Consider the following 3,929-nt stretch of genomic DNA (forward strand, 5'->3'; position numbering starts at 1 on the left):
ACTTATGAAGGCAATACTGTTGAAATCACAAAGTTTACTGAATATGTAGAACGAACCATTTCACTTCCAGAAGGCGTTGAACCTTCAGACAACTTAACAGGTATCGTAATTGAAGATGACGGAACGATCAGGCAAGTTCCTACGCGGATTGAAGAAGTCGATGGCCAATATTATGTTGTCATGAGCAGTATGACCAACAGTGTTTACACGGTTGTCGAGAAACACGTGGAATATCATGACATGGAAGGACACTGGGCAGAAAACGTGGTTCATGACATGGGATCGAGAATGATCGTTTCCGGAGTTGATGCAAATCATTTCGAACCGGATCAATTGATCACTCGTGCAGAATTCGTCGCAATGGTTATTAATGCATTGGGATTGGAGAAAACGCAAGGGAACAATGAATTCAAAGACGTAAATAGTCAGGATTGGTATAATTCATTCATAAATACAGCGCTTGAGTACAATTTGATCAAAGGTTATTCAAGTGATCGGTTCGGTCCCAATGACCCGATAACTCGTGAGCAAGCCATGACCGTAATTGAAAAGGCGATGAAGTTGACAAGACTGGAGGTCGAGCTGGATTTGAACGATGTGGATACCATATTGTCGGGTTTCGCAGACGGAGAGATGACGGCGCCGTATGCTAGATATTCTGTCGCTTCGGGAATTAAGGCAGGTATTTTGCATGGCAGATCGAGTGACATCCTCGCACCGAAACAATACGTTGGAAAAGCTGAAGCAGCCGTTATTGTTTGGAGACTTCTGGAAAAATCAAACCTGATTTCACAGCTTTAAATCCAGAAAACCAAAGTTCCTTATAAACGGCCGCAGTTTTGTCACATGCAGATCGTCAGCAGCGATTAGAACGTACCTAGTTTCAGTAAGCAAGCAGGAAATACCCGCGTACAAAAAGAATGGAGACCGCGCTTCAAGGAATAAAGAAGTGTGGTCTCCATAGATTGCCGATACGTTGTGACAAAGAAGCGAACCACCAATCATGTGTAAATGATGATTTGCGGATATACGCTAATATCTTGCAAGAATTAGGAAGGGATTCGAATCGTGAAACCCAATTTTCTGGTATTCGTCGTGGATCAGATGCAGTCGCGAACGTTATCTTGTCATGGTCATCCCGACGTGAAAACGCCGAATATTGATCGGTTGGCGCGGGAGGGCGTATCGTTTACCCGCGCTTATTGCAACAATCCCGTATGTATGCCGTCCCGAGCGTCGCTACTGACCGGTTTGACGGCTCGTCAACACGGCGTTTTGACGAATGGAATCGCGTTGTCCGAACACTTCCCCACTTTGCCGGGTGTTTTGTCGGAACACGGTTATCGGACACATGCCGTAGGCAAACTCCATCATCAACCGATCGGATCGGTAAGCAGAGAAGAACAAATGGAATTTTCCTGGGAAGGAATGAAGTTTTGGGAATCGGGAGAAATCCGGTCTATCCCTTCGGGATATTATGGATACCAATCCGTGGACTATGTTGGAGGCCATGTGACCTGTTTCGGTGATTATTTAAGGTGGTTGGAGCAGGTATATCCCGGAGGCGGCAAGAAATTGTCAAAAGAGGGCGCTTATTATGCGGATGACAAGATTCCGATGAGTTGGCGGATTGATTTGCCCGAGGAATACCATTACAATCACTGGATTGCAGAGCGAAGCATTGACTTTCTGGAACAAATGAGCCAACAGGATCAGCCGTTTTTCTTGTGGTGTTCGTTTCCCGATCCGCATCATCCGTTTGCTGCTTGCCGACCATACAGTGAAATGTATGATCCGGCTTCGCTCACCTTGCCCGAACATTGGGACGTCGAAGAAGACGGCATCTCATGGCTTAAGGAACGGAGAAACATTCACCCCGATTATACGTCATTCGATGAACATGATTTGCGGGAAATATTGGCTCAGACCTACGGCATGATCTCACATGTAGACAAAACGATTGGCGAAATCACCAAAAAGTTAAAAGAACTTGAGCTGGATCAAAATACTGTGATTGTATTTCTGGCTGATCATGGAGAGTATTTGGGTTCGCACCATTTAATCACAAAAGGGGAATGGCCATGGGAAGAACTTATTCGGGTTCCCTTTATATGGAAAATTCCTGAATCCATGAAAAAAGGCTATCTGAATGAACAAGTCGTCAGTTTGCTGGATTTTGTTCCAACCATATTGGATTTGGCAGGAATTGAACCAGCGGTGATGGATGTCAGGGGAGTTCAATACACCGAACCTTTAGGGTTGCCCGGGCGTTCGTTGCGTCCCATTATCGAGCAAGGAGATGTACTCCCGCCTGGGCCAGCGATTGTGGAATATGACGAAGACTGGTTTCCCCCCAATGTGTGCAGGATGCGCACGATCGTTACAGAGCGTTATAAGATGACGGTCTATTTAAACACGGAGGATGGCTTGCTTTATGATTTGCAGGAGGACCCGTATGAACAAAAAAATTTATGGTTCGACCCATCGTTTGCCCGGGTTAAGCATATCTTGACCGAACAAATGCTGAGGGAATTGGTTCGTACAGATCGTTGGGATACAAAACGAATAACCGGAGCATAAACAGGATAAAACAGCTGTCCATCATTTCCATCCTGATTCAATGACAAACTCCCACTGCGATCCGCCGCAGTGGGAGTTTGTCATTAGCATGGAATAAGAGCCTATCCGAAAACCATTATAAGCAAGTAGGAAAACGGTGGAACATGTCGAATTCCTTCAAGAGAAGCACTTGGAGGAGATCGTCATGGCAAATGCACCGAAGCAACTCTTTTCGATTCCCGATGAACTGTGGGAGAAAATCCAACCTTTGCTACCGGAGGAACCGCCAAAACCGAAGGGCGGTCGTCCGCGCATGGATGATCGTCAGGCGATGACGGCGATTTTTTACGTGCTCCGCACGGGCATCCAGTGGAAAGCGTTGCCCCGTCAAATGGGGGCCGCCAGTATGGTGCATGACCGCTTTCAATATTGGCAGGAACAAGGCGTATTCAAACGGATGTGGGAGGCCGGGTTGCAAGCGTACGACGAGGCCAAAGGAATCGAATGGACCTGGCAAGCGGTGGACGGAGCCATGACCAAGGCTCCGCTTGGGGGAAAAAAAGACGGGTCCTAACCCGACGGATCGCGGCAAGCGTGGAACCAAGCGGAGTTTGTGGACGGATGGACGCGGCATGCCCTTGGGCGTCGTCGTCGATGGGGCGAATCGTCACGATATGAAACTGCTGGGGCCCACGCTGTCCGAGCCGGCTGCTCCGCGACCGGAACCGGACGCGAAGAACCCGCAGCATTTGTGCTTGGATAAGGGATACGACTATCCGATCATCCGGGAACAAGTGGCCGAGTTGGGATATGTCCTTCATTTGCGTTCGCGCGGCGAAGAGAAAGAAGAAAAAGCGGCGATTCCCGGATACCGGGCCAGACGATGGGTGGTCGAACGGACCCACTCCTGGATGAATCGCTTTCGCCGCTTGCTCATTCGTTGGGAAAAGAAAGTGGAGAACTACGAGGCCATGCTCCATTTTGCCTGCGCCTGGATTTGTTTCCGCTGCGCAGAGGTTTTCGGATAGGTACTAAATCAAATCATTGACCACGGGCAAAATAAACAGAGAATAGAGGTGTTTGTTACAACAGCATAGATTGCGTTCCGGACGGGCCGCAAAGGTCGATATTTGTTTATGAGAAGTCGGACTCGAATCTTGTTCACTTTGTCGGAGACGCCATATGATGAAGTGGAACAGTCCAGCGATAAAATATGAACCTAAATTTCGAAAGTAACATGCTCTAAAAATATGAAAAGTGCCCCGAATCTTTGGTAGAATGGTGTTTATCCAGAACATCACCCACAAAGAGAGGAGCACCCTTAAGGTGAAGTCTACCACATTCATTAGTAAAATGAAAACACAATTTAC

The 3,929-nt window shown here is 47.5% G+C and carries 3 protein-coding genes; all 3 read left to right on the forward strand.

All coding sequences use genetic code 11. The features are described from left to right. Positions 1-801, forward strand: an 801-nt coding sequence (locus tag POTG_RS15110) for an S-layer homology domain-containing protein (protein WP_009225702.1), incomplete at its 5' end; no start/stop codon positions are given. A 267-nt stretch (positions 802-1,068) separates the two neighbouring features. After that, positions 1,069-2,580: a sulfatase family protein gene (locus POTG_RS15115; RefSeq protein ID WP_009225703.1), complete on the forward strand. Its 1,512-nt coding sequence runs from the start codon at positions 1,069-1,071 to the stop codon at positions 2,578-2,580. Between the two features lie 184 nt (positions 2,581-2,764). Then, positions 2,765-3,587, forward strand: a protein-coding gene (locus POTG_RS15120; protein WP_076611171.1) for an IS5-like element ISPaen3 family transposase whose coding sequence is annotated in 2 segments (ribosomal slippage) — positions 2,765-3,115 and positions 3,117-3,587 — 822 coding nt in all. Because the reading frame shifts where the segments join, the coding sequence is not laid out codon by codon here. Positions 3,588-3,929: the final 342 nt, after the last annotated feature.

Source organism: Paenibacillus sp. oral taxon 786 str. D14, assembly GCF_000159955.1.
In the GTDB taxonomy this organism is placed as follows: Bacteria; Bacillota; Bacilli; order Paenibacillales; family Paenibacillaceae; genus Fontibacillus; species Fontibacillus phoenicis.